Here is a 24,584-nt window from a genome sequence, read left to right as displayed (position 1 = left end):
CAACCGATGGACAGCCGTGCGTCCACCGACGGCTGCCACGCACAGCCCCGTGACACGCGCTCCGTAGCGTCGTCCACGACAGCAGGAACGAAGCAGGTCACGGGGTTCGGAGGCGGTTCGGATGAGGCATGGCGAGGTGCTCGATTTCGAGGAGTACGTCCGCACGCGGCAGGACGCGCTGCTGCGCAGTGCCCGTCGTCTCGTCGCGGACCCCGTCGACGCACAGGACCTGCTCCAGACCGCCCTCGCCCGGACCTACGGCCGCTGGGACGGCATCGCCGACAAGTCCCTGGCCGACGCCTACCTCCGCCGGGTCATGATCAACACCCGGACCGAGTGGTGGCGCTCCCGCAAGCTCGAAGAGGTGCCCACCGAGCAGCTACCCGACGCCTGCGTCGACGACCCGACCGAGCAGCACGCCGACCGCGCCCTGCTCATGGACGTCCTGAAGGTCCTCGCGCCGAAGCAGCGCAGCGTCGTCGTCCTGCGGCACTGGGAGCAGATGAGTACGGAGGAGACGGCCGCGGCGCTCGGCATGTCGACCGGTACGGTGAAGTCCACGCTCCACCGCGCGCTCGCCCGGCTCCGTCAGGAGCTGGAGAGCCGTGACCTCGACGCCCGTGCCCTGGGGCGGACCGGGGAGCGGACGACCGTACGAGGCGACGAGCGGGGGCGGGAGCGGTGCGCGGCCTAGACGGCGGAGCCGACGGCAGAGGACCAGGGGGCGGCACCGATGACGGTGACCGCCCCGGCGGCGATGTCCGCGCGGGCCGCACCGGGGACGGCCCGCGCGCGGCCGTCGCCTCCGGCGGATCCGGCCACGGCCGGGACGCGACCGGCCGGGTCGGCACCAGCCGGGACGGCACCGATCAGAACAGGGCCGATCAGAACAGGGCCGATCAAGACAGGGCCGGTCGGGACTGGACCGGTAGGAACGGGACCGGTCGGCGCGGGCTTCCCTCGGCCAAGGCGGCGGGCATCACGGCTACGGCCGGGCTCGTCGCCGTCGGTCTGTCCCTCGCCGCCTGTTCGACCGGCGGCACCGGCTCCCGCGACGAGGGCGCGGCCCGCTCCGGCGAGGTCGCCGCGGCGGCGCCGACGCCCGCGCCCTCCGCGACCGTCGGTGCAGAGGCCGCCGTACGGGTGGACCCGATCGCGCTCCTCAAGGACGACCCGAAGATCGGCAAGCGGCTCAAGGCGGATCTGAAGCCGTGCGTCGCGGACGCCTACCCGGTGGACACCTCCTACGGCAACCTCACCAACTCGGCCGCGCCCGATGTCGTCGTCAACGTGATGACCTGCGGCGACGCCGTCGGCATCGGCACCTACGTCTACCGGAAGCAGAGCGACCGGTACGAGAACGTGTTCGCGGCGGAGGACGCGGCGGTCTACGGCACGATCGACCGGGGCGAGCTCGTCGTCACCAAGCAGGTGTACGCGAAGGGCGACCCGGTCGCGTACCCCTCGGGCGAGGACGTCATCACGTACCGCTGGGCGGGGAACAGGTTCACCCAGCACGACTGGGTGCACAACGACTACAGCCGGGCCGTCGGCGACTCGGGCATCGCGGAGCCCGTGCCCTCCGTGACCCCGCCGACCTGAGCCGTACCCCCGCCCGTATCCGTACCCCTCCGCCCCTCCTGTTCTCTCCGCCCCTCCCGTTCTCCCCGCCCCTCCCGTCCCGTCCGCCCCGGAACCGCAGACCCGAAGGACCCGCACGATGGCCGAAACCCATGTCCTGTTCGTCGAGGACGACGACGTCATCCGTGAGGCCACCCAGCTCGCCCTGGAGCGGGACGGCTTCCGGGTCACCGCCATGCCCGACGGGCTCTCCGGGCTCGACGCCTTCCGCGCCCAGCGGCCGGACATCGCCCTGCTCGACGTGATGCTGCCGGGCATGGACGGCGTCAGCCTCTGCCGTCGCATCCGCGACGAGTCGACCGTGCCGGTGATCATGCTGTCGGCGCGCGCCGACTCGATCGACGTCGTCCTCGGCCTGGAGGCGGGCGCCGACGACTACGTCACCAAGCCCTTCGACGGCTCCGTCCTGATGGCCCGCATCCGGGCCGTGCTGCGCCGCTTCGGCCACGCGGGACTCGGCGCGGGCGAGCGCGCGGAGGACGGCACCGACGGCGGCGGGCTGCTCGTCTTCGGCGATCTGGAGGTCGACACCGAGGGCATGGAGGTCCGCAGGGGCGGGGTGCCCGTCGCGCTGACCCCGACCGAGATGCGGCTGCTCCTGGAGTTCTCGTCCTCGCCCGGCACCGTACTGTCCCGGGACAAGCTCCTGGAGCGGGTCTGGGACTACGGCTGGGGCGGCGACACCCGGGTCGTCGACGTCCATGTGCAGCGGCTGCGGGCCAAGATCGGCCAGGACAGGATCGAGACGGTCCGCGGCTTCGGCTACAAGCTCAAGAGCTAGGACGGGCCCGCACCGGTGAAGCTCCTCCCCCTCCGTACCGGGGTCCGCTGGAAGATCGCCGTCGCCATCGCGGCGGTCGGCGCGCTCATCGCGGTCACCCTGAGCGTGGTCGTCCACAACGCCGCCCGCATCTCGATGCTCGACAACGCGCGCGAGGTGCAGATGGAGCGGCTGCTCTTCGCCCAGCGCATGTACGAGACCTCGAAGCCCAAGGAACCGCGCTTCGGCACCAAGCTCAACGACCCCGCGCTGCCGCCCCAGCTGGACCAGCTGATGCGGGACAAGCGGCGCGGCACCTATGTGCAGGAGCACCGGCACGGCGGGCCGCCGGACGTGTGGGCCGCCGTGCCCCTCGCCAACGGGGACGTGCTCTCCCTGCACATCCCGTTCGCCGACCGCAGCGCGACCGTCATGAACGACCTCGACCGGGCCCTGGTCATCGGCTCGGTCTCGGTGGTCTTCGGCGGCTGCGCGCTCGGTGTGCTCATCGGCGGCCAGCTGTCCCGGCGGCTGAGGAAGGCGGCCGTCGCCGCCGGACGGGTCGCCCAGGGCAACACCGACGTCCGCGTCCGGGAGGCCGTCGGCGGGGTCGTACGGGACGAGACCGACGACCTCGCGTGGGCGGTGGACGCCCTGACCGACGCCCTCAACGAGCGGATCGAGGCGGAACGGCGGGTCACCGCCGACATCGCGCACGAGCTGCGCACCCCCGTCACCGGGCTGCTCACCGCCGCCGAGCTGCTGCCGCCGGGGCGCCCCACCGAGCTGGTGCGGGACCGGGCGCAGGCGATGCGGACCCTGGTCGAGGACGTCCTGGAGGTGGCGCGGCTGGACAGCGCGTCGGAGCGCGCGGAGCTCCAGGAGATCGCGCTGGGCGAGTTCGTGGAGCGGCGGGTACGGGCCCTGGACCCCGAGGTGGTCGTCCGGGTCGTCCACGAGTCCTGGGTGAACACCGACCCCCGGCGGCTCGAACGCGTCCTCGGGAACCTCCTCTCCAACGCGGCCAAGCACGGCGGGACGCCGGTGGAGGTGACCGTCGAGGGGCGGGTCGTCCGGGTCCGCGACCACGGCCCCGGCTTCCCCGAGGCGCTCCTGAAGGAGGGCCCGAGCCGTTTCCGTACGGGGACGAGCGACCGGGCGGGGCAGGGCCACGGGCTCGGGCTGACCATCGCGGCGGGCCAGGCACGGGTCCTCGGCGCCCGGCTCACCTTCCGCAACGTGGCCTCGGAGTCGGCGCCGAACGGGGTGGGCGGGGCCATCGCGGTCCTGTGGCTGCCGGACCACGCCCCGACGAACACGGGCAGTTTCCCGATCCTGCGCCCGCAGGACTGAGCACCGAGGACCGAGGACCCGGGTCCGCGCGGGCTCACGGCGCCGGGCTCTTTCCCGTACGACCGACCGCCGGGCTCTTTCCCGTACGGCCGCCGGGTGCTTCCCGTACGGCCGCCGGTCCCCGCGTACGGCGGAGGGGCCGGTCCCTTCGGTGGGACCGGCCCCTTCACGGGCGTACGAGCGGGGTACGGGGACGGGTCGTCAGACCGTCTCGGCGACCTTCGCCGTGCCGTCGCCCTCCGCGGTCTTCGGGGCGGGCGCCGGGCCCGCGCCGCGGAGCGTCACCTCCTTGACGAAGAAGGCGAGGACGAAGGCGAGGACGGAGACCGCCGCCGCGAGCAGGAAGGCGCTGTGCGTGCCGGAGGCGACCGCGTGCTGGTAGACCTCGCGGAGCGCCGCCGGGAGCTTGGCGAGGCTGGCCGCGTCGAGCTGCGCGGTCCGCTCGGTCAGTCCGGAGCCGCCGTTCGCCGTCATCTGGTCCTGGACGCGGCTGGTGAAGAGCGCGCCCATGATCGCGACGCCGAAGGAGGAGCCGAGCGTCCGGAACAGGGTGGTGGAGGAGGAGGCGACGCCCATGTCCTTCATCTCCACGCTGTTCTGGGCGACCAGCATGGTGATCTGCATGAGGAAGCCCATGCCCGCGCCGAGGACCGCCATGTGGACGCCGGAGACCAGGCGCGAGGTGTCGGTGTCCATGGTGGAGAGCAGGAACAGGCCGACGGTCATGAGCGCGCCGCCGAGGATCGGGAAGATCTTGTACTTGCCGGTGCTGGTGGTGAAGCGGCCGACGACCAGCGAGACGACCATCATCGACAGCAGCATCGGCAGGAGCAGCAGTCCGGAGTTGGTCGCCGAGGCGCCCTGGACGGACTGCTGGAAGATCGGCAGGTAGAGGACCGCGCCGAACATGACGAAGCCGGTGACGAAGCCGATCAGGGACATCAGGGTGAAGTTGCGGCTGCGGAAGATGTGCAGCGGCATGATCGGGTCGCTCGCCCGGGTCTCCACCACGAGGAAGGCGGCGAGCGCGGCGGCGCCGCCGACCCCGAGGCCGACGATGGTGGCCGAGCCCCAGGCGTACTCGGTGCCGCCCCAGGTGGTGACGAGGACGATCGCGGTGATGCCGACGGTGAGCAGCGCGGCGCCGAGGAAGTCGATGCGGGTGCCCGTGGCGCGCTGCTTCTTCGGCAGGTGCAGGACGGCGGTGACCATCGCGAGGGCGACGGCGCCGAGCGGCAGGTTGATGTAGAAGGACCAGCGCCAGCCCCAGTGGTCGGTGATGGTGCCGCCGACGAGGGGGCCGCCGATCATGGCGAGGGCCATGACGCCGGCCATCATGCCCTGGTACTTGCCGCGCTCGCGGGGCGGGATGAGGTCGCCGATGATGGCCATGACGCCGACCATGAGGCCGCCCGCGCCGAGGCCCTGGATCGTCCGGAAGCCGATGAGCTGGCCCATGTCCTGGGCCATGCCGCTGAGGGCCGAACCGATCAGGAAGATCACGATCGAGGTGAGGAAGACGCCCTTGCGGCCGAACATGTCGCCGACCTTGCCCCAGAGGGGGGTGGAGGCGGCGGTGGCCAGGGTGTAGGCGGTGACGACCCAGGAGAGGTGTTCGAGGCCGCCGAGTTCGCCGACGATCGTCGGCATCGCGGTGCCGATGATCATGTTGTCCAGCATCGCGAGGAGCATCGCGATCATGAGGGCGAGGAGGACGACCCGGACGCTGCGTGGCTGTCCCGTCTCCCCCTGCGCCGGTATCGCTGTGGCTTGCGTCGTCATGTCGTTCCCTTACTTGCCGCCCGGCTAGTTACTACACTGGGGAAAGTAGACCCGTAACTAGCCGGTCGTCAAGTAAGTTCTTTGGAAAGTGGAGGCCACCCATGGCCCGAGGCAACACCCGCCAGCGCATCCAGGACGTGGCCCTCGACCTGTTCGCCGAGCAGGGCTACGAGAAGACCTCGCTGCGTGAGATCGCGGAACGCCTCGACGTCACCAAAGCCGCGCTCTACTACCACTTCAAGACGAAGGAAGACATCCTCGTCGGCATCTTCGAGGACCTGACCCGGCCCATGGACGAGCTGATCACCTGGGCCCAGGAGCAGCCCGCCACCCTGGAGACCCGCCGGGAGATGCTGCGCCGCTACCAGAGGGCCCTGCGCACCGCCGCCCCGCTCTACCGCTTCATGCAGGAGAACCAGGCCACGGTCCGCGAGCTGTCCGTCGGCCTCACCTTCAAGGAGCGCATGATCACCCTGATCGGCCTGACCCAGGAGCCGGACTTCGCGGTGGTCGACAAGGTCCGCTGCGTCAGCGCGGTCTTCACCCTGCACGCGGGCACCTTCTTCATGCAGAACGTCGAGGGCGACACCGAGGAGAAGCACGAAGCCACCCTCGAGGTCGCCCTCGATCTGCTGGAAGCGGCCCACCGGGCCGACTGACCCCACCGCGCGCGGTGGGGCCGGACCCACTGGGTCAGATGGTGACGCCCTGGGCGCGCAGGAAGGCGCCCGGGTTCACGGCGGAGCCGTAGTTCGGGGTCGTACGGATCTCGAAGTGCAGGTGGGGGCCGGAGGAGTTGCCGGTGTTGCCCGAGAGGGCGATCTGCTGACCGGCGGCGACCTTCTGGCCGATGCTCACCTTGACCGTGGACAGGTGGGCGTACTGCGAGTAGCGGCCGTCGGCGTGCTTGACGACGATCGCGTTGCCGTACGCGGGGCCGTCGCCGCCGCCGTTCGGACCGGCCTTCACGACGGTGCCCGCGCCCACGGACTTGACCGGGGTGCCGACCGGGACGGCGAAGTCCTGGCCGGAGTGCTTGCTGGCCCACATGGCGCCGCCCTGGTTGTAACCGGCGGTCAGCGTGTAGGAGCTGACCGGCTTGACCCAGGCGGGGGCGGCCTTCACGGCGGCCTGCTGGACGCCGATCGCCTTCGCGGTGGCGGCCTTCACCTGGGCGGCGACGTGCGCCTGGGCCTGGGCCTGGGCGGCGACGGCGGCGGACGCGGTCACCGTGACCGGGGCGACGGCCTTGCCCTCGGCGGCGAAGGCGGACCCTGCTCCGGCCACCAGCGACGCTCCCAGGCCCGTGGCGGCGAGAGCGGCGACGGTGACGCGGGCGACGGGGTTCATACGCTTCGACATACGGGGGAAAACCTCCGGGTGGGACGAACGGGGAAATGCGGAGCCCGCCGCGAACGTGCCGCGTCGGGCTTGCTCCACCTTGGTAACCCGGACCCCCACTCAGGCCAAAACACCCCATCTACGACATTGCGTCGTAGCGATCTCCGATGGAGATCCACCTCGAATGCCCGTGGACCCACCCTCCCGAAAGGGACATAACTACACAATGCGATCGGTTTACCCGCACGTCAGGGGCGACCGGAACCGCCGGGAAACCGCCCCGCGTCCTTTTCGCGGGTCCCGGGACCAAAGTCCCTCGGGTTCCCTCCCGAAAGTCCCGAACCGGCATCAAAGGTCTCCACTATTCCGGCTAGTACCCCCGAAAACCCCTGTGCGCCTTGTCACCAGGCACCGGCCCCCGATGCGACCTGGGTCACGCGCCCGGCCGCCCCGGAGACGTCCCGGAGACGTCCCGCACTACGCTGACCGCCTCGGGGACCCATGGGGGGACACATCCTCGGGGGACCCTGGGGGGACACATATGGAACCTGCGCTCATCGGCACCCGCCTCGCCTCGGCCGCGATCGGCCCGCTCCTGAAGAAACTGCTGGTCAGCGAGGGCCCCGGGGCGGGTCTCATCGAACGGTCCGAGGCCGTCCGGCTCTCCTCCCTGGTCTCCTTCCGCGGCGAGCACCGCACCCTCACCGAGAAGGACGTCCGCAAGCTCGCCGGGACCCTGGTCGCGCGGTCCCTGGACGGGGACGGCGAGCGGCCCTTCCCCGCCGACGAGGCCGAGGCGGTCACCGACGCCCTCGCCGCGACCCTCCTCGCCCTCGGCGACCTCGACATGGACGACGTCCAGGCCGTCCGGCTCGGCCACACCGCCCTCGCCCGGCGGCTGCGCGCCGCCGCCCCGCCCGCCGACGGCCTCTCCGCGGACTCCGTCCGCTCCCTGGAGACCCTCGTCGAATGGGCCTGCCTCCACGTCCTGGAGTTCTTCACCCGCCGGTCCACCTTCGTCGCCCGCAGCCTGGTGGAACAGACCCGGGGCCAGAGCGAGCTCCTCGCCAAGGTCGACGAACTGGTCCGCCGGACACCGAGACCCGACACCCTGGACGCGGACTTCGAACGGCGCTACCTGGAACACCTCGCCAGGAAGCACGGCCGCCTCACCATCTACGGCATCGACCTGCACCGTTCGCCGGGGGAATGGCCCCTGGACATGGCGTATCTGTCGCTGGAGGCGACGGGGACGGACACCCGGCACGGCGACATGACCCAGGTCCCGCCCCAGCGCGGGGAACACACCCCCCTGCACGCCGACCTCGCCCTCGCCCGCCACGACAAGGTCCTCCTGCGGGGCCTGGCGGGCTCGGGCAAGACCACCCTCGTCCAGTGGCTGACCGCCTCCGCCGCCGCCGAGGACCGCGCGGAAGGCATGACGTACCTGCGGGGCCGCATCCCCTTCGTCCTCTCCCTGCGCACCCTCACCCGGCACGGCGAGCGGCTCCCCGCCCCCGGCCGCTTCCTCCCGGCCGCCGGCTGCCCGCTCACCCCGCCCGACGGCTGGGCCGACCGGGTCCTCGCCGCCGGACGGGGGCTGGTCCTCGTGGACGGCATCGACGAGATCCCCGAGTCCGAGCGCGGTCCGGCCCGCGACTGGCTCCGTGACCTGCTCACCGCGTACGACGGCAACCGCTGGCTGGTGACCGCCCGCCCCACCGCCGTGGGCAACGACTGGCTGGCCCGGGACGGCTTCGCCGACCTGACCCTCTCCCCCATGTCACGCGCCGAGGTCGCCACCTTCGTACGCCGCTGGCACCGGGCCGCGGGCCCCGGCGCGGCGGCGTTCGAGCAGCCGCTCCTCGACGCCCTGCGCACCACCGAGCACGTCGCCCAGCTCGCCACCAGCCCCCTCATGTGCGGCCTCATCTGCGCTCTGCACCACGACCGGCGCGGCTACCTCCCCCGGGGCCGCAAGACGCTCTACGACTCCGCGCTCTCGATGCTCCTGTCCCGCCGCGACCGCGAACGCGGCATGGGCAGCCCGTACGGGATCGAACTGGACGAGGCCCCGCAGATCCAGCTGGTCCAGCGGCTCGCCTACTGGCTCACCCTGAACGGGCGGCTCCAGATGGACCGCGAGCACGCCCGGTCGATCGTCGCGGAGGCCGTCCCCGCCATGGCCGGGGCGTCGGCCCACCCACCGGAGCGGGTCTTCACCCATCTGCTCCACCGCAGCGGTCTGCTGCGCGAGCCGACGACCGACACCGTCGACTTCGTCCACCGCACCTTCCAGGACTATCTGGCGGCCAAGGCACTGGTGGACCGCTGGGACATCGGCGTCCTGGTCGAACACGCCACGGACGACCGCTGGGAGGACGTCATCCGCATGGCGGTGGGCCACGCCCGCCCGCGCGAGTGCGCGGAGATCCTGCGCGAGCTGCTCAAGGCGGCGGACGCCGCCGTGGACCGCCCGGCACAGCTCCGCCTCCTGATCCTGTCGGCGACCGCGCTGAGCCACGCGACGGAGGTGGCACCGGAGGTACGGGAGGAGGTACTGGCACGGGCGGCGGACCTGATCCCGCCGCGCTCGCCGGACGAGGCCAGGGAACTGGCGACGGCGGGCCGACTGGTCCTGGACCTCCTTCCGGGCCCGGAAGGACTGAGCGACGAGACCGCCCGCCTGGTGGTGACGACCGCGACGCACGTCCCCTCCGACGCGGCCCTGCCCTACCTGGCCCGGTTCGTCCGCCATCCCTCGGTCCGGGTGCGGTCCCAGCTGATCTGGGGGTGGCAGCGCTTCGACACCCTCGCGTACGCGGAGGCGGTCGTGGCCGTCCTCGACCCGTCGGACCTGGACTTCTCCGTCGTGGCGGACGAGCAGGCCGCGGAGCTGCTCCGGCGCGGTATGACGCCCGACCGGCTCGCCATCGGCGCCGACGTCTCGGACGGGGCCGCTCGGGACCTCCTCGCGGCCTGCGACCCGGTCGTACTGTCCCTGGCGCGTGGGGGCGCCGACCCCGACCTCACGGCGCTCGGCGGCCTCACCCGCCTGGAGACCCTGGACCTGGACCTCCCCGACACCCGGTACTGGAGCCTGGCCGCCCTCCCCACCGGAGCGCCCCTGGAGCGGCTCTCCTTCACGTCCTGGCCGGAGGAAGGGCTGGGAGCGCTGCGCTCCGTCGCCCGCCTCCATGAACTGACCCTCTGGACGGCGCACCCGGTCACGGCCCACGACTGGCGGGATCTGGCGCTGCTGACCCAGCTGGGGATGATCACGATCGACGAGACCGATCTGGAGTCGGTACCCGCCGGGATCACGCTCCCCCACATCAGCGCGCTCATGCTCAACTCCCTCAGCGACGCGCCCCGGCTGGAGACCGTCGCCCGGGTCTTCCCGGGCCTGCGGCAGCTCGGGGTCTCCACCCACAGCCAGGAGGAGGTCGACGTGACCCCGCTGGCCGGGCTGGAGCACCTGGCACGGCTGAGTGTCGCCACCAGGTCCCTGACGGGCACCGTGAGCCTCGCCGACACCGTCGAGATCATCTTCTACTGACCACGGAAAAAGGGGCGGCCCCGGAACCGACAGGTTCCGGGGCCGCCCCTTCGCGTCAGGGCGCGAGCCCTACGCTTCCTTCGACAGGTTCGGGCCCGTGCCGCCCGTGGCCTCGATCGGCGGGGCGTCCGGCAGGGCCGACTTCTCCTCGCCGCGGAAGGTGAAGGCGCGCTGCTCGCCCTCGCCCTCGGTGTCCACGACCACGATGTGACCGGCACGCAGCTCGCCGAAGAGGATCTTCTCCGACAGCGTGTCCTCGATCTCGCGCTGGATCGTCCGGCGGAGCGGACGGGCACCCAGCACCGGGTCGTAGCCCTTCTTGGCGAGCAGGTCCTTCGCGGACTGGGAGAGCTCGATGCCCATGTCCCGGTCCCTCAGCCGCTCGTCCACGCGGCCGATCATCAGGTCGACGATCTGGAGGATGTCGTCCTGGGTCAGCTGCGGGAAGACGATGACGTCGTCCACACGGTTGAGGAACTCCGGGCGGAAGTGCTGCTTCAGCTCGTCGCTGACCTTCGCCTTCATCCGCTCGTAGTTGGACTTCGTGTCTCCCTGCGCGGCGAAGCCCAGGTTGAAGCCCTTCGAGATGTCCCTGGTCCCGAGGTTGGTGGTCATGATGATGACCGTGTTCTTGAAGTCCACGACCCGGCCCTGGGAGTCGGTCAGACGACCGTCCTCCAGGATCTGGAGAAGGGAATTGAAGATATCGGGGTGGGCCTTCTCGACCTCGTCGAACAGGACGACGGAGAACGGCTTGCGGCGCACCTTCTCGGTGAGCTGGCCGCCCTCTTCGTAGCCGACGTATCCGGGCGGCGAACCGAAGAGCCGGGACACGGTGTGCTTCTCGCTGAACTCCGACATGTCGAGGGAGATCATGGCGTCCTCGTCGCCGAAGAGGAATTCGGCGAGCGCCTTCGAAAGCTCGGTCTTACCGACACCGGACGGACCGGCGAAGATGAACGAGCCACCGGGACGCTTCGGGTCCTTCAGACCGGCACGCGTACGGCGGATGGCCCGCGAAAGGCCGATGACGGCGTCCTTCTGCCCGATGACGCGCTTGTGCAGCTCGTCCTCCATGCGGAGCAGGCGGCTGGACTCCTCCTCGGTCAGCTTGAAGACCGGGATGCCGGTGGCGGTCGCCAGGACCTCGGCGATCAGATCGCCGTCGACCTCGGCGACGACGTCCATGTCGCCGGCCTTCCACTCCTTCTCCCGCTTGGCCTTCGCGGCGAGGAGCTGCTTCTCCTTGTCACGGAGCGAAGCGGCCTTCTCGAAGTCCTGCGAGTCGATCGCGGACTCCTTGTCCCGGCGGACACCGGCGATCTTCTCGTCGAACTCGCGGAGGTCCGGCGGCGCGGTCATCCGGCGGATGCGCATCCGGGAACCGGCCTCGTCGATCAGGTCGATCGCCTTGTCCGGGAGGAAGCGGTCCGAGATGTACCGGTCGGCCAGGGTCGCGGCCTGGACGAGGGCCTCGTCCGTGATGGAGACCCGGTGGTGGGCCTCGTACCGGTCGCGGAGACCCTTGAGGATCTCGATGGTGTGCGGCAGCGACGGCTCGGCGACCTGGATGGGCTGGAAGCGGCGCTCGAGGGCCGCGTCCTTCTCCAGGTACTTCCGGTACTCGTCGAGCGTGGTGGCGCCGATGGTCTGGAGCTCACCGCGGGCCAGCATGGGCTTGAGGATGCTCGCGGCGTCGATCGCGCCCTCGGCGGCACCCGCACCCACGAGGGTGTGGAGCTCGTCGATGAACAGGATGATGTCGCCGCGGGTGCGGATCTCCTTGAGGACCTTCTTCAGGCGCTCCTCGAAGTCACCGCGGTAGCGGGAGCCGGCGACCAGGGCACCGAGGTCCAGGGTGTAGAGGTGCTTGTCCTTGAGGGTCTCGGGCACCTCGCCCTTGACGATGGCCTGCGCCAGGCCCTCGACGACGGCGGTCTTGCCGACGCCGGGCTCGCCGATGAGGACCGGGTTGTTCTTGGTGCGGCGGGACAGCACCTGCATGACCCGCTCGATCTCCTTCTCGCGCCCGATGACCGGGTCGAGCTTGGACTCGCGGGCCGCCTGGGTGAGGTTGCGGCCGAACTGGTCGAGGACCAGGGACGTCGAGGGGGTGCCCTCGGCAGGACCGCCGGCGGTGGCGGCTTCCTTGCCCTGGTAGCCGGAGAGCAGCTGGATGACCTGCTGCCGCACCCGGTTGAGGTCGGCGCCCAGCTTCACGAGGACCTGGGCGGCGACGCCCTCGCCCTCGCGGATCAGGCCGAGCAGGATGTGCTCGGTGCCGATGTAGTTGTGGCCGAGCTGGAGGGCCTCGCGGAGCGAGAGCTCCAGGACCTTCTTGGCACGAGGAGTGAAGGGGATGTGCCCGGACGGGGCCTGCTGCCCCTGCCCGATGATCTCCTCCACCTGCTGGCGGACCGCCTCGAGCGAAATCCCGAGGCTCTCCAGGGCCTTAGCGGCGACACCCTCACCCTCATGGATAAGGCCCAGAAGGATGTGCTCGGTGCCGATGTAGTTGTGGTTGAGCATCCGGGCTTCTTCCTGAGCCAGGACGACAACCCGCCGCGCGCGGTCGGTGAACCTCTCGAACATCGTTAATCGCTCCTCAGAGCGGTCAGTCAGTTAGGGGTCGATCCCCTCCCTGTCCTTCCGCAGCTTAGTCCCGCAAGCGGGGACCGCTCATTCCAACTGCCGACATCCGTCCGGATCACCCCTCTTCGCGCGGGGAGACCTGCTGCCGAACAGCCGACAAATGCTCCAACCCGATGGTGCGAGATGATGTTCCCGCAGGCCAAGTAGTTACCCGCACCATCAGTACGCCGATGGCGAACGTGAGACCACGAAGCCCGTGAGTCGCCCCTCTCCACTAGGAATGTCTTACCCGTGGGGACGGACACTCCATGCGGGAGACCCCCGTCCCCTCCGCTACCAGCGAACAACCTCGCGCTGCCGAATGCACTCGTACACCCCATCACGGACACCTTGCGCGTCCGGTGGGGAACGGTGCGTCACCGCGGGCGTAACCAACGCCCTCCTCCGGGAGTTCCCCGGACATGTCCTTCACCGTGCCGCCGCCCCGTACGCCGCTCGACGGCGGAACGGCACGGTGGTACGAGCGGGAGCTCGGCTGGGCGACGGCGGCGGGCCCTCCGGTGCGGCTGGTTACCGGGCTGCGCTTCGACGTCCTGGAGCTGCCCGTCGGCGCGGGGCTCCGGGTGCTGCGCCGGACGGGACCGGCGACGGGGCCGGTGGCCGTGACCGGCCGCCGGATGCGGCTGCTCGTGGCCGCCGGGACGGCGGAGGAGCTGCCGGGACTGCTGGACTGGCTGGAATGGGGCGGGATCGCGCTGGACCTCATGGTGCTGGGCGCCGGGGGCCGGATGACCGCGCCCCTTCCCCCGGGGCGGGGCGGATCCGGCGCACCGGACGCCTCCGTGTGGCTGCGCCCTCCGGCGCCGGGCCGTGAGGTCGAGTCCTCGCTTCCGGCCCTGCGTTCCGCGCCCTGGGGCGGGGCGGACACCCCGTGCCTGACGCGGCTCGTGGCCGCCGCGGCCGTGGAGTGCCACCGGGCGCGGCTGCTGAGTGTCCGGGCCTGGGGCCCGTCGGCTCAGCAGCTGGCGCCTCAGCGGTTGGCGTCCTCGTAGGCGGCCTTGATGTCGGCGGGGACGCGACCGCGGTCGTTCACGTTCATGCCGTTCTCCTTGGCCCACGCGCGGATCTTCGCGGTGTCCTGGCCGCCCGTCGCCACCACACGGCCCTTGCCGCGTCCACCGGTGGTACGGCCACCGGTGCGACGGCCGCTCTTGGTGTACGGGTCGAGCAGATCCCGGAGCTTTTCCGCGTTGGCGGTGGTGAGGTCGATCTCGTAGGTCTTGCCGTCCAGCGCGAACGTCACGGTCTCGTCCGCCTCGACGCCGTCGAGGTCGTCGACAAGAAGGACCTGAACCTTCTGTGCCACCGGATTTCCTTTCATCGAAAATGCAGTACGCGGAAAGGAAACCGCTTTTCCCGGAAAAACACAAACCCCTGGGAGAGGTTCAGAAGCCCGGCGGCGCGGGAAACGTGCGCGATTCGGACATAGGGTTCCGGGTGGAGCTGGTGCCGGGTTCCGGTCACAGGTGCAGAAGCATCCGGCTGTTGCCCAAGGTGTTCGGCTTCACTCGTTCGAGACCGAGGAACTCGGCGACTCCCTCGTCATAGGAACGCAGGAGCTCGCTGTAGACATCTCCGTCCACCGGGGTCTCACCGATCTCGGTGAAGCCGTGCTTCGCGAAGAAGTCGACTTCGAAGGTCAGGCAGAATACCCGACGCACCCCGAGCCAACGGGCGGTGTGCAACAACTTGGCGAGCACGTGATGTCCTACGCCCGCGCCCTTGAACTCGGGGTCGACGGCGAGAGTGCGCACTTCGGCGAGGTCTTCCCACATGACGTGGAGAGCGCCGCAGCCGACGACGACGGCGTCCTCGTCGCGTTCCGCCACCCAGAACTCCTGGATGGACTCGTAAAGGGTGACGGTGGCCTTGTCGAGGAGGATGCCCCGGTCCACGAAGGGGTCGACGAGACGGCGGATCGCGGCGACGTCTCCGGTACGGGCCCTGCGGACGGTGACGGCTCTGGCGGGGGCCGGGGAAGCGGCCGGGGAGGAATCGGACGGCGACATGGGGGGACGCTATCGCTCCTCGTCGCCGGGGCCCCCGGCGCCCTCCTCGGGCGGGGCTGGGGCGGTCGGCGAGGTGTCGCGCTGCACCATGCGGACGGCGTCGTCGAGGGCCTCTCGCTGCTCCTGCGACATCATCCCGAAGAAGGCGACGAGCGCGGCGGCCGGATTGTCGCTCCGGGCCCATGCCTCGTTCATCAGGGCGGCCGAGTACGCGGCCCGGGTGGAGACCGCCGTATATCGATAGGCGCGGCCTTCGACTTCCCGGCGGACCCAGCCCTTCTGATGGAGATTGTCCATGACGGTCATGACGGTGGTGTAGGCGATGGACCGTTCCTGCTGAAGGTCTTCCAGGACTTCCCGGACGGTCACCGGACGGTTCCATTGCCAGACGCGCGTCATGACGGCGTCTTCGAGCTCTCCCAGGGGACGGGGCACAGCGCCACTTTAGTGCGCAAACAGTCATTAAGTGTTCATTGGCGACGCAAAACGAAGGAAGTCAAACAAAAAGGACGCATGACCGTGAAAGGTCATGCGTCCCGGTCATGCGTCCCGGTCACTCGCCCGGTCATGTGTCCGGTCATGCGTCCCGCGTACGGCCGACCGCCCGGCGCGGGCCCGGAAGGGCCGCGGCGTCCGGGCGGCGGGGCGGATCAGGCCGTGACGACGTCGGGAAGCGACCGCGCTCGGGTGCGACGGTGCCGTTGTCGACCGCGGTGCCGGTGGTGCCGGTGGTGCCGGTGCCGCCGGTCAGGAGGTGGCGGTGCCGTTCGGCTGACGGGCCGCCTCGGCGCGCGCGAGCGCGGCGTCCACGACCGCGTCCTCCTTGTTCTTGTTCGAGCCGCCCTGACTCTTGACGATCGTGACGACGAGGCCGATGAAGAACGCGGCCATCACGACGGGGGGCAGGAGCGCGGATACGTAGTCCATGGCGACCAGACTAACTATCCGGCGGCGCGTTCCTCGGGCGGGGGCGGCGGTACGGGCCTCCGGCGCGGCGGGAACACCTCGGACGGCTTGGGCACCGGGCGCTCGGCCGGGACCGGGGGCCTCGGCCGGGGGTCGTCGGCCGCCGTCCGGCCGCCGGGGAGGGCGAGCAGCCGGGCCCGGGAGACGCCGGGGGCGGGGGTGGCGGTGGCCTGGGAGATCCGGGCCAGCCGCGCGCGGACGGAACGCTCGGCGAGCACCTGGCAGCGGGCGAGCAGCCCGGCGGCGGCGGGGTTGCCGCGCAGCGCGCGCAGGGCGGCCAGGTCGTCGGCCTCGGGGTCGTACCCGGCGGCCAGGGCCTCCTGGAGGAGCTCCAGATAGCCGCTGAGGGACCCGGGCAGCGCCTGGCGGTAGCGGGCCAGGTCGTCGAGGAGGAAGGCGCGCAGGCGACCGGCCTCGCGCGCGGCCTCGTCCACCGATTCGGCCAGGCGCAGGGCGTCCCGGACGTCCTCGTCCTGGAGCGGGGCGGGGTGCAGGGCGACAGCGAGGGCACGGCGGAGCACGCGCAGTTCGTCCGCGCTGAACGCCATGCCTCCACGGGATCCGTATGGCGTGGGCATAGGGCGAAGATACGCGCTAATCGGACAAATTTCCCTCAGGGATGTTTACGGCGCGTCGGCGGGGTTCCGGGCGTGGCCGACGAGGAGAACCGGGGGACCGGGAGGAGCAGCGGCCGGCCCCGGAGGCCGGGACCGGCCCGGGGCCGGGAGCTGAGGCCCTGGCCCTGCCTTGGACCAAGGCCCGGGTCGGGGTCGGGACCGGAGTTCCGGGGTCGGGGTCAGGAGGCCGGGAGCCGGGGCCAAAGGCGCCTGGCCCCCGTCGCGGCACCCAGGCCCCGCGCGTGAGGTCCGCGCGGCCCGCTCGTACGGCCTCACGGAAGCGGGTGCCCCATGCGCGCGGGCCCCGGGTGGGACGGTCGGGACGCCCGCGCGGAGCCCGTCGTAGCCCGCCAGAGCCGTCGGGGCCCGCGCGGGCATCCCGTGTCGGGAGCCGGTCCCGGCCGTCCCGTGCTCGGCCGGGCGGCCCCTCCCGGGCCGGGGCCCCGGACGGGACGGCCACGGCTCCCCGGGGCCGGGAGCGCCCTTCGTACGCCCCGGACGGGGAGCCCCGGCCCGGGGGCTCACATGCGGGAGACGTTCCGCTCGTACACCAGGCGCAGGCCGATCAGGGTCAGCCAGGGCTCGTGCTCGTCGATCTCCTTGGAGTCGGAGAGGACCATCGGCGCGAGGCCGCCGGTGGCGATCACCGTGACGTCCGAGGGGTCGCCGTGCGGGCCGACCAGTTCGCGCTTCATCCGGGCGACCACGCCGTCGACCTGCCCCGCGTACCCGTAGACGATGCCCGACTGCATGGCCTCGACCGTGTTCTTGCCGATCACGCTGCGCGGCCTGGCCAGCTCGATCTTGCGGAGCATGGCGCCCTTGACACCGAGCGCCTCGACGGAGATCTCGATGCCCGGCGCGATGGCGCCGCCCGCGTACTCGCCGCGCGTGGTGACCGCGTCGTACGTCGTCGCGGTGCCGAAGTCGACGACGATCGCCGGGCCGCCGTACAGCTCGACGGCCGCGACCGCGTTGATCACGCGGTCCGCGCCGACCTCCTTGGGGTTGTCCGTGAGGATCGGGACGCCCGTCTTGACGCCCGGCTCCACCAGGACCGCGGGGACGTCCCCGTAGTACCGGCGGGTGACCTCGCGCAGTTCGTGCAGCACCGAGGGGACGGTCGCGCAGATCGCGATCCCCTCGATGCCGTCGCCCAGCTCGACGCCGAGCAGCGGGTGCATTCCCATGAGGCCCTGGAGCAGGACCGCCATCTCGTCGGCGGTCCGGCTCGGATCGGTGGAGATCCGCCAGTGCTCGACGATCTCCTCGCCGTCGAAGAGTCCGAGGACCGTGTGGGTGTTGCCGACGTCGATGGTGAGCAGCATCAGGCCCGCACCTCGCGCAGGTCGAGGCCGATGTCGAGGATCGGGGAGGAGTGGGTGAGCCCGCCGACCGCCAGGTAGTCCACGCCGGTCGCCGCGTACGCCGCCGCGTTCTCCAGGGTCAGCCGGCCCGAGGACTCCAGGACCGCGCGGCCGGCGACGAGGGCGACGGCCTCCTCGGTCTCGCCCGGGGTGAGGTTGTCGAGCAGGATCAGGTCGGCGCCCGCGTCCAGGACCTCGCTGACCTGGTCCACCGTGTCGACCTCGACCTCGACCGGCAGCTCGGGGAACAGCTCGCGGACGGCCTTGAACGCCTCGGCCACGCCTCCGGCGGCCACCACGTGGTTGTCCTTGACGAGGGCCGCGTCGGAGAGCGACATGCGGTGGTTGACGCCGCCGCCGCAGCGGACCGCGTACTTCTCCAGGGCGCGCAGGCCCGGGGTGGTCTTGCGGGTGTCGCGGACCTTGGCCGCCGTGCCTTCCAGGGCGTCGGCCCACGCGCGCGTGGCGGTGGCGATGCCGGAGAGGCGGCACAGGAGGTTGAGCGCGCTGCGCTCGCCGGTGAGCAGGTCGCGGGTGCGGGCGGTGACGCTGAGGAGGACCTCGCCCGCCGCCACGCGCGCGCCGTCCTCGACGTGCCGCTCGACCTCGAACTCGTCGGCGCAGACGATGGACAGGACGGCCTCGGCGATCCGCAGGCCCGCGACGACACCGGCCTCGCGGGCGGTGAAGTCGGCGGTGGCGACGGCGTCCTCGGGGACGGTCGCCACGGTGGTCACGTCGACGCCGCCGTCGAGGTCCTCGGCGATGGCCAGGTGCGCGATGTCCTCGACCTGTACGGGGTCGAGACCGGCGTCCGCGAGCAGTTCGGCGAGCGCGGGGTCGAGCCCGCACTCGAACTCCTCCTCGCCGCCGCAGCCACAGCCGTCGCCGCAGCCGCCGGGCTCCTCGGCCGCCGCCGCGGGGGCGCCGATCTGGATCAGGGGGACGTCCACGGGCTGCGGACGGGCTTCCTCGGGCGTGGTCACTTACGGCTCCCTCGGGGCATCGGAGGTGGGGGGGAAGTCATGGGTGGCGGTCGTCCGGACGTCGAGGGTCCGCTCGGGGGTGAGGCGGACGACCAGGTGCCTGCGCCAGTCGGCGTCGTCCCGGTCCGGCCGGTCCTCGCGCCAGTGGCAGCCGCGGGTCTCCTCGCGGCGGCGGGCGGCGGCGACCAGGACGCGGGCCACGCACAGCAGGTTGGTGGTCTCCCAGGCGTCCACGCCCGGCTCACCGGCCTTGGTGTCGTCGGTGCCGCCCGCGAGGGCGTCGCCGTGCAGCGCTTCGAGGGCCTCGGCGGCCTCCCGCAGGCCCGCCTCGGAGCGGAGCACTCCCGCGTCGGCGGTCATGATCCGCTGGATGCGGGTCCTGGCTCCGGCCACCGGGAGCGGCAGGGGCGCCGGGGACGGGTGGGGCACGGGGGCGCCCGCCGCGCGCGGCGCGGCCCCGATGATGTCGTCGGCGATCCGCTCGGCGAAGACCAGGCCCTCCAGGAGCGAGTTCGAGGCGAGCCGGTTGGCGCCGTGGACGCCGGTGCAGGCGACCTCCCCGCACGCGTAGAGGCCGGGGACGGTGGTACGGCCCCGCAGGTCGGTGCGGACGCCTCCGGAGGCGTAGTGGGCGGCGGGGGCGACCGGGATCGGCTCGGTCACCGGGTCGATGCCGTGGGCCCGGCAGGCGGCGAGGATGGTGGGGAAGCGCTCCGCCCACATCGCGGCGCCGAAGTGGCGGGCGTCGAGGTACATGTGGTCGGTGCCGTGCTCGCGCGCCCGGCGGGTGATCGCCTTGGCGACGACGTCCCGGGGGGCCAGCTCGGCCAGCTCGTGCTGCCCGAGCATGAAGCGGACCCCGTCGGCGTCGACCAGATGGGCGCCCTCGCCGCGGACCGCCTCGGAGACCAGCGGCTGCTGGCCCTCGGCTCCGGCGCCGAGGAAGAGCACCGTGGGGTGGAACTGGACGAACTCCAGGTCGGAGACCTCGGCCCCGGCGCGCAGCGCGAGCGCCACGCCGTCGCCGGTGGAGACCGCCGGGTTGGTGGTGGCGGAGAAGACCTGGCCCATGCCGCCGGTGGCGAGCACCACCGCGGGCGCGTGGACCGCGCCGACCCCGTCGTGCTGTCCCTCGCCCATGACGTGCAGGGTCACGCCCGCCGTGCGGCCCTCGGCGTCCGTGAGGAGGTCCAGGACGAGGGCGTGCTCGACGGTCCGTACGCCCCGGTCCCGGATGGCCTCGACCAGGGCCCGGGAGATCTCGGCGCCGGTCGCGTCGCCGCCCGCGTGGGCGATCCGGCGGCGGTGGTGGCCGCCCTCGCGGGTCAGCGCGATCTCGCCGTCGGCGTCCTTGTCGAAGTCGGCGCCGGTCGCGATGAGCCTGCGGACGGCGTCGGGGCCCTCGGTGACCAGGGCCCGCACGGCCCGCTCGTCGCAGAGCCCGGCCCCGGCGACGAGGGTGTCGTCGAGGTGCTGCTCGGGGGTGTCGCCCTCGCCGAGGGCCGCCGCTATGCCGCCCTGGGCCCAGCGGGTGGAGCCGTCGTCGAGGCGGGCCTTGGTGACGACGACCGTACGGAGCCCGGCGGCGGTGCAGCGCAGGGCGGCGGTGAGGCCCGCGACCCCGGAGCCGACCACGACGACGTCGGCGTCGACGGCCCAGCCGGGCGCGGGGGCGGGCAGCCGTATTCCGGTCACGGGGTCGCTCCGAACGTGGGGTCCTCGGGGGACGCGGTGCCTCCGAGGCGGAGGGGGAGGTTGTCGATCAGGCGGGTGGCGCCCACGCGCGCGGCGACGGCCAGGACCGCCTCTCCGGCGTGGTCGTCGGTGACCTCGGTGAAGTCCGCCGGGTCCACGAGCGCCAGATAGTCGAGGGTGAGCGGCGGCTCGGCCTTCGCGGCCTCGTCGAGGACGGCTCGGGCGGCAGCCCGGACGGCTCCGGCGCCGTGGCCCCCGGAGGCCCGCGCGACCGCGTGGGCGTCGGCGGCGGACCGTGCCTCGCCGAGCCGGGAGAGCGCCTCGGCGCGGGTCCCGGCCCGCTCCTGGGCACCGGGCAGGGCGGTGGCCCGCGCGCGGAGCGCCTCCTGCGCGGCGAGCCGGTCGGCGGCGGCGAACAGCGCGCCGGACAGCGCGAGCGCGGTGCGGCGCTCCCCTGCCGACAGGTAGCGGTTGCGGCTGGACAGGGCCAGGCCGTCGTCCTCGCGGACCGTCGGCACCCCGACGATCTCGACGGGGAAGTTCAGGTCGCGGACCATGCGGCGGATGAGCGCCAGTTGCTGGGCGTCCTTCTGGCCGAAGAGGGCCAGGTCGGGCGCGGTGAGGTGGAGCAGCTTGGCGACGACGGTCAACATGCCGTCGAAGTGGCCGGGCCTTGAGGCGCCTTCGAGGCGCTCGCCCATGGGGCCAGCGGCGATCCTGACCTGCGGTTCTCCGCCCGGGTAGACCTCGTCGACGGAGGGTGCGAAGACGGCGTCGGCGCCCGCGTCCACGGCCAGCGCCAGATCGGCGTCGAGGGTGCGCGGGTAGCGGTCGAGGTCCTCGCCCGCGCCGAACTGGAGCGGGTTGACGAAGACGGTGACGACGACGGTGCCCCGCGTCCCGGCCCGCTCGCGGGCGGCCCGGATCAGGGTGGCGTGGCCCTCGTGGAGGGCGCCCATGGTCATGACGACGGCCCGGGGACCGCCCGCCCCGACGGCCCGCAGCTCGTGTGCGGTGCGGACGAGGGGCCCGGTCGGGGTGGTCGGGGTGGTCGGGGTGGTCGGCGCGGTCGACTCGGTCGACTCAGTCGACTCAGTCGGAGCGCTCGGGGTGGTCGGGGTGCTCGGCTGGTGCGGGGTGCCCGACGGGCTCTGCGCGGTCATCGGGTCTCCCCCTCGGCGAGCACGACCAGCAGGTCCTCGGCCAGCTCGGGCTTGAGCAGGCCGTGCGCGAGGGCCCGGTCGGCGGTCGTACGGGCCATCGCCAGGTATCCGGCGACGGCGCCGGGCGCGTGCTTGCGCAGCTCCGCGACGTGCGCGGCGACCGTGCCCGCGTCCCCGCGCGCGACGGGCCCGGTGAGCGCCGCGTCCCCGGACCGCAGGGCGTTGTCCAGGGCGGCGCCCAGGAGCGGGCCGAGCATCCGGTCGGGGGCGGCGACGCCCGCCGTGCGGAGCAGTTCCATCGACTGGGCCACCAGGGTGACCAGGTGGTTCGCGCCCAGGGCCAGGGCCGCGTGGTAGAGCGGGCGGGCGTCCTCGGCGATCCACTCGGGCTCGCCGCCCATCTCGATCACCAGGGCCTCGGCGGCGAGCCGCAGCTCCTCGGGCGCGGTCACGCCGAAGGAGCAGCCCGCGAGCCGCTGGACGTCGACCTCGGTGCCGGTGAAGGTCATCGCGGGGTGCAGGGCGAGCGGCAGGGCACCGGCCCGCCGGGCGGGGTCCAGGACCCGGGCCCCGAACCGTCCTGAGGTGTGCACGAGCAGTTGTCCCGGGCGGACGGAACCGGTGTCGGCGAGGCCCTCGACCAGACCCGGCAGGGCGTCGTCCGGGACGGTGAGCAGCACCAGGTCGGCGAGGGCCAGGACCCGGGCGGGCTCGACGACGGGGACGTCGGGCAGGAGGGCCGCGGCGCGGCGCCGGGAGGCGTCGGAGACCGCGGAGACGGCGACGGGGCGGTGCCCGGCGAGCCGGAGGGAAGCGGCGAGGGCCGGGCCGACGCGGCCCGCGCCGACGACTCCGACGGTGAGCCGGGCGGGTCGGTCCTCGGCTCGGGGCTCTGGCGCTGCTGATGCGTTCACGGTGGGGACGGCCTTCCGTTCCAGTCCTCGGCGGGTACCGGACGATTTCTGGTCATGCTACGCCAGCGTTTCACGCTCTCCCGTGGCTGTCCTACGGCTGTCCACAGGGTGGGGACGGCGGTGTGATGATCGGCGCATGAAACCTGTGGATCCCGTGGACGAGGAAGCGGCCCGGCTGTACCGGGCGAAGATCTGGGGCGGTGCCGAGCGCACCCTGTGGCGTGCCTCGGTGGACGGCACGGCGGGTGCGGCCCTGCGCGGACTGGCCGACTGGACGGACTCCGCCGGGCACGGCGACGAGCCCCTCGACGCGTACGGGAACGGGGTCGTGGAGCTCCTGGAGCGGCGGGTCGCCGCCGCGCTCGGGATGCCCTCCTCGGTCTTCTTCCCGACCGGCACCATGGCCCAGCAGGTGGCCCTGCGCTGCTGGGCCGGACGGACCGGGAACCCGGTCGTCGCCCTCCATCCGCTGGCCCACCCCGAGGTCCACGAGGACGGCGCCCTCGGGGCCGTCTCCGGGCTCCGCACCGTCCACCCGACCGGCGAGCCCCGGCTGCCCACCGCCGAGGAGGTGCGGGACCACCCGGAGCCCTTCGGGACGCTGATGCTGGAGCTGCCGCTGCGGGACGCCGGTTTCGTCCTGCCGACCTGGGAGGAGCTGACCTCGGTCGTCGCGGCGGCACGGGAGCGGGACGCGGTGGTCCACTTCGACGGGGCACGGCTCTGGGAGTGCCCGACGCGTTTCGGCCGCCCGCTGGCGGAGGTCGCGGGGCTCGCGGACAGCGTGTACGTGTCGTTCTACAAGTCCCTGGGCGGCATGTCGGGCGCCGCGCTCGCCGGACCCGAGGACGTCATGGCGGAGGCCAGGGTCTGGCGGCACCGGTACGGGGGCGACCTCTTCCAGCAGTACCCGGCGGCGCTCTCCGCGCTGCGGGGCCTGGCCGTCGAGCTGCCCCGGCTGCCCTCGTACGTGGCCCACGCGCGCGTGGTGGCGGACGCGCTGCGGGAGGTGTTCGAGGAGTCGGGGACGGGCTGGTTCCGTATCCATCCGGAACCGCCGCACACCCATCAGTTCCAGGTCTGGCTGCCGTACCCGCCCGAAGTCCTGACGGCGGCGTCCCTCGCCCTGGCGGAGGACACCGGCACGACCCTGTTCCGCCGCTGGTCCGCGCCGGGCGCGGGCGGCCCGCCGGGCGTCTCGCGCACCGAGGTCACGGTGGCCGCGGAGGGTCTGGAGTGGTCGGCGGAGGACGTGCGGACGGCGGCCCGCGCCTTCCTCGCCCGGGTGGCCGGGAAGTCCTGAGCGCCCCCGGCCGGTGGTCCCGTACGGGCCGGGTCCCCAGGCCCGTACGGGACCCGTGTACGGAGTCCGTACGGGAGCCTCGCGGAAGTCCGTACGGGACCTCGGGCGGAGTCCGTACGGGACCGGGGCCGGGCGTTCCCGCCCGACCGGCGTCGGGCGTTCGTACCGGCCAGGGTCCCTTCGCCCCCGGGTCACCGCAGTTCGGGGCACTCCTGGAGCGGGGTCCGGGACCGCAGAAGGGCCCTGAGCCGGAGCCGGAGGCCGCCCCGGGCCGGGCGGCCCGCCACCACGCGTCCGAACCGGCGGCGGTCCCGGAGCTCCCGCAGGACGGCGACGTCCCGGGTGCCCGGCTCGGGCGGCGCGGGCTCCCCCAGCTTGGCGGCACGGTAGGCGTCGAAGAGGTACTGGTGCATCGCGTTCATGCCCTCACCGTGCGCCGCTCCCCCGCCGCGCCGCGCGCCGATTGACGAGCCCCG

General features: G+C 72.5%; 22 protein-coding genes. 8 read left to right on the top strand and 14 right to left on the bottom strand.

The genetic code is table 11. The annotated features are described in order from the left end of the window. The first annotated feature begins 121 nt into the window (after positions 1-121). From ACFXGN_RS06945 to cseC, 4 genes are all read left to right on the top strand, one after another. On the top strand, positions 122-694 hold the full coding sequence (locus tag ACFXGN_RS06945; RefSeq protein WP_351785718.1) for a SigE family RNA polymerase sigma factor: 573 nt from the start codon (positions 122-124) through the stop codon (positions 692-694). 284 nt (positions 695-978) lie between these two features. Then, positions 979-1,602, top strand: coding sequence for a hypothetical protein (locus ACFXGN_RS06940; RefSeq protein WP_384854557.1), 624 nt, complete (start codon positions 979-981; stop codon positions 1,600-1,602). 118 nt (positions 1,603-1,720) lie between these two features. Then, the gene (gene cseB, locus ACFXGN_RS06935) at positions 1,721-2,422 is read left to right on the top strand and encodes a two-component system response regulator CseB (protein ID WP_384854407.1); all 702 of its coding nucleotides are present in this window, start codon (positions 1,721-1,723) and stop codon (positions 2,420-2,422) included. Between the two features lie 15 nt (positions 2,423-2,437). Beyond that, a complete protein-coding gene (gene cseC / locus ACFXGN_RS06930; protein ID WP_384854404.1) occupies positions 2,438-3,754 on the top strand; it encodes a two-component system sensor histidine kinase CseC in 1,317 nt (438 codons plus the stop codon). Between the two features lie 201 nt (positions 3,755-3,955). Here the strand turns inward: cseC and ACFXGN_RS06925 are convergent, their stop codons facing one another. Further along, on the bottom strand, positions 3,956-5,536 hold the full coding sequence (locus tag ACFXGN_RS06925; RefSeq protein ID WP_384854401.1) for an MDR family MFS transporter: 1,581 nt from the start codon (positions 5,534-5,536) through the stop codon (positions 3,956-3,958). Between the two features lie 101 nt (positions 5,537-5,637). Here ACFXGN_RS06925 and ACFXGN_RS06920 point away from each other — a divergent pair, with 101 nt between their 5' ends. Further along, positions 5,638-6,195, top strand: a complete 558-nt coding sequence (locus ACFXGN_RS06920) for a TetR/AcrR family transcriptional regulator (protein WP_384854399.1) — start codon at positions 5,638-5,640, stop codon at positions 6,193-6,195. Positions 6,196-6,229: 34 nt separating this feature from the next. Here the strand turns inward: ACFXGN_RS06920 and ACFXGN_RS06915 are convergent, their stop codons facing one another. After that, positions 6,230-6,898, bottom strand: a complete 669-nt coding sequence (locus ACFXGN_RS06915; RefSeq protein WP_384854396.1) for a M23 family metallopeptidase — start codon at positions 6,896-6,898, stop codon at positions 6,230-6,232. A 520-nt stretch (positions 6,899-7,418) separates the two neighbouring features. Here ACFXGN_RS06915 and ACFXGN_RS06910 point away from each other — a divergent pair. Continuing rightward, positions 7,419-10,436, top strand: coding sequence for an NACHT domain-containing protein (locus tag ACFXGN_RS06910; RefSeq protein ID WP_384854393.1), 3,018 nt, complete (start codon positions 7,419-7,421; stop codon positions 10,434-10,436). 69 nt (positions 10,437-10,505) lie between these two features. On the opposite strand, the gene ACFXGN_RS06905 is transcribed toward ACFXGN_RS06910, so the two are convergent. Then, positions 10,506-13,028 (bottom strand): ATP-dependent Clp protease ATP-binding subunit, encoded by a 2,523-nt coding sequence (locus ACFXGN_RS06905; protein ID WP_384854391.1) that lies wholly within the window; start codon positions 13,026-13,028, stop codon positions 10,506-10,508. A 461-nt stretch (positions 13,029-13,489) separates the two neighbouring features. On the opposite strand from ACFXGN_RS06905, the gene ACFXGN_RS06900 reads away from it, so the two are divergent. Continuing rightward, on the top strand, positions 13,490-14,080 hold the full coding sequence (locus ACFXGN_RS06900) for an SCO3374 family protein (RefSeq protein ID WP_384854389.1): 591 nt from the start codon (positions 13,490-13,492) through the stop codon (positions 14,078-14,080). On the opposite strand, the gene ACFXGN_RS06895 is transcribed toward ACFXGN_RS06900, so the two are convergent. The 10 genes from ACFXGN_RS06895 to ACFXGN_RS06850 form a co-directional block, all read right to left on the bottom strand. Then, the gene (locus tag ACFXGN_RS06895; protein WP_351785741.1) at positions 14,059-14,394 is read right to left on the bottom strand and encodes an Lsr2 family protein; all 336 of its coding nucleotides are present in this window, start codon (positions 14,392-14,394) and stop codon (positions 14,059-14,061) included. The two genes, ACFXGN_RS06900 and ACFXGN_RS06895, sit on opposite strands and share 22 nt — an antisense overlap. 154 nt (positions 14,395-14,548) lie before the next feature. Further along, positions 14,549-15,097, bottom strand: coding sequence for an amino-acid N-acetyltransferase (locus ACFXGN_RS06890; protein ID WP_384854386.1), 549 nt, complete (start codon positions 15,095-15,097; stop codon positions 14,549-14,551). Positions 15,098-15,106: 9 nt separating this feature from the next. Continuing rightward, positions 15,107-15,532, bottom strand: a complete 426-nt coding sequence (locus tag ACFXGN_RS06885) for a BlaI/MecI/CopY family transcriptional regulator (RefSeq protein WP_384854384.1) — start codon at positions 15,530-15,532, stop codon at positions 15,107-15,109. Positions 15,533-15,844: 312 nt separating this feature from the next. Then, on the bottom strand, positions 15,845-16,024 hold the full coding sequence (locus ACFXGN_RS06880; protein WP_384854382.1) for a hypothetical protein: 180 nt from the start codon (positions 16,022-16,024) through the stop codon (positions 15,845-15,847). 14 nt (positions 16,025-16,038) lie between these two features. Next, positions 16,039-16,611 (bottom strand): hypothetical protein, encoded by a 573-nt coding sequence (locus tag ACFXGN_RS06875; protein ID WP_384854379.1) that lies wholly within the window; start codon positions 16,609-16,611, stop codon positions 16,039-16,041. 590 nt (positions 16,612-17,201) lie between these two features. Continuing rightward, positions 17,202-18,008 (bottom strand): type III pantothenate kinase, encoded by an 807-nt coding sequence (locus ACFXGN_RS06870; protein WP_384854378.1) that lies wholly within the window; start codon positions 18,006-18,008, stop codon positions 17,202-17,204. Continuing rightward, positions 18,008-19,033 (bottom strand): carboxylating nicotinate-nucleotide diphosphorylase, encoded by a 1,026-nt coding sequence (nadC, locus tag ACFXGN_RS06865; RefSeq protein ID WP_384854376.1) that lies wholly within the window; start codon positions 19,031-19,033, stop codon positions 18,008-18,010. The genes ACFXGN_RS06870 and nadC overlap by 1 nt, the downstream gene beginning before the upstream one ends. Further along, positions 19,034-20,728 (bottom strand): L-aspartate oxidase, encoded by a 1,695-nt coding sequence (locus ACFXGN_RS06860; protein ID WP_384854373.1) that lies wholly within the window; start codon positions 20,726-20,728, stop codon positions 19,034-19,036. Beyond that, positions 20,725-21,891: a pantoate--beta-alanine ligase gene (gene panC, locus ACFXGN_RS06855; protein WP_384854371.1), complete on the bottom strand. Its 1,167-nt coding sequence runs from the start codon at positions 21,889-21,891 to the stop codon at positions 20,725-20,727. Before panC ends, ACFXGN_RS06860 begins: the two co-directional genes overlap by 4 nt. Then, positions 21,888-22,805 (bottom strand): Rossmann-like and DUF2520 domain-containing protein, encoded by a 918-nt coding sequence (locus ACFXGN_RS06850; RefSeq protein ID WP_384854368.1) that lies wholly within the window; start codon positions 22,803-22,805, stop codon positions 21,888-21,890. Before ACFXGN_RS06850 ends, panC begins: the two co-directional genes overlap by 4 nt. 136 nt (positions 22,806-22,941) lie before the next feature. Between ACFXGN_RS06850 and ACFXGN_RS06845 the strand changes: the two genes are divergently transcribed. Further along, positions 22,942-24,108 carry a threonine aldolase family protein gene (locus ACFXGN_RS06845; RefSeq protein ID WP_384854366.1) on the top strand — a complete coding sequence of 389 codons (1,167 nt, stop codon included), beginning with the start codon at positions 22,942-22,944 and terminating at the stop codon, positions 24,106-24,108. A 191-nt stretch (positions 24,109-24,299) separates the two neighbouring features. Here the strand turns inward: ACFXGN_RS06845 and ACFXGN_RS06840 are convergent, their stop codons facing one another. Continuing rightward, on the bottom strand, positions 24,300-24,530 hold the full coding sequence (locus tag ACFXGN_RS06840; protein WP_384854364.1) for a hypothetical protein: 231 nt from the start codon (positions 24,528-24,530) through the stop codon (positions 24,300-24,302). Between the last annotated feature and the right edge of the window lie 54 nt (positions 24,531-24,584).

The organism is Streptomyces sp. NPDC059247, from assembly GCF_042754005.1.
In the GTDB taxonomy this organism is placed as follows: domain Bacteria; phylum Actinomycetota; class Actinomycetes; order Streptomycetales; family Streptomycetaceae; genus Streptomyces.
The sequence above is the reverse complement of the archived record's forward strand: the minus strand, read 5'-3'. Positions and strand labels throughout refer to the sequence as shown.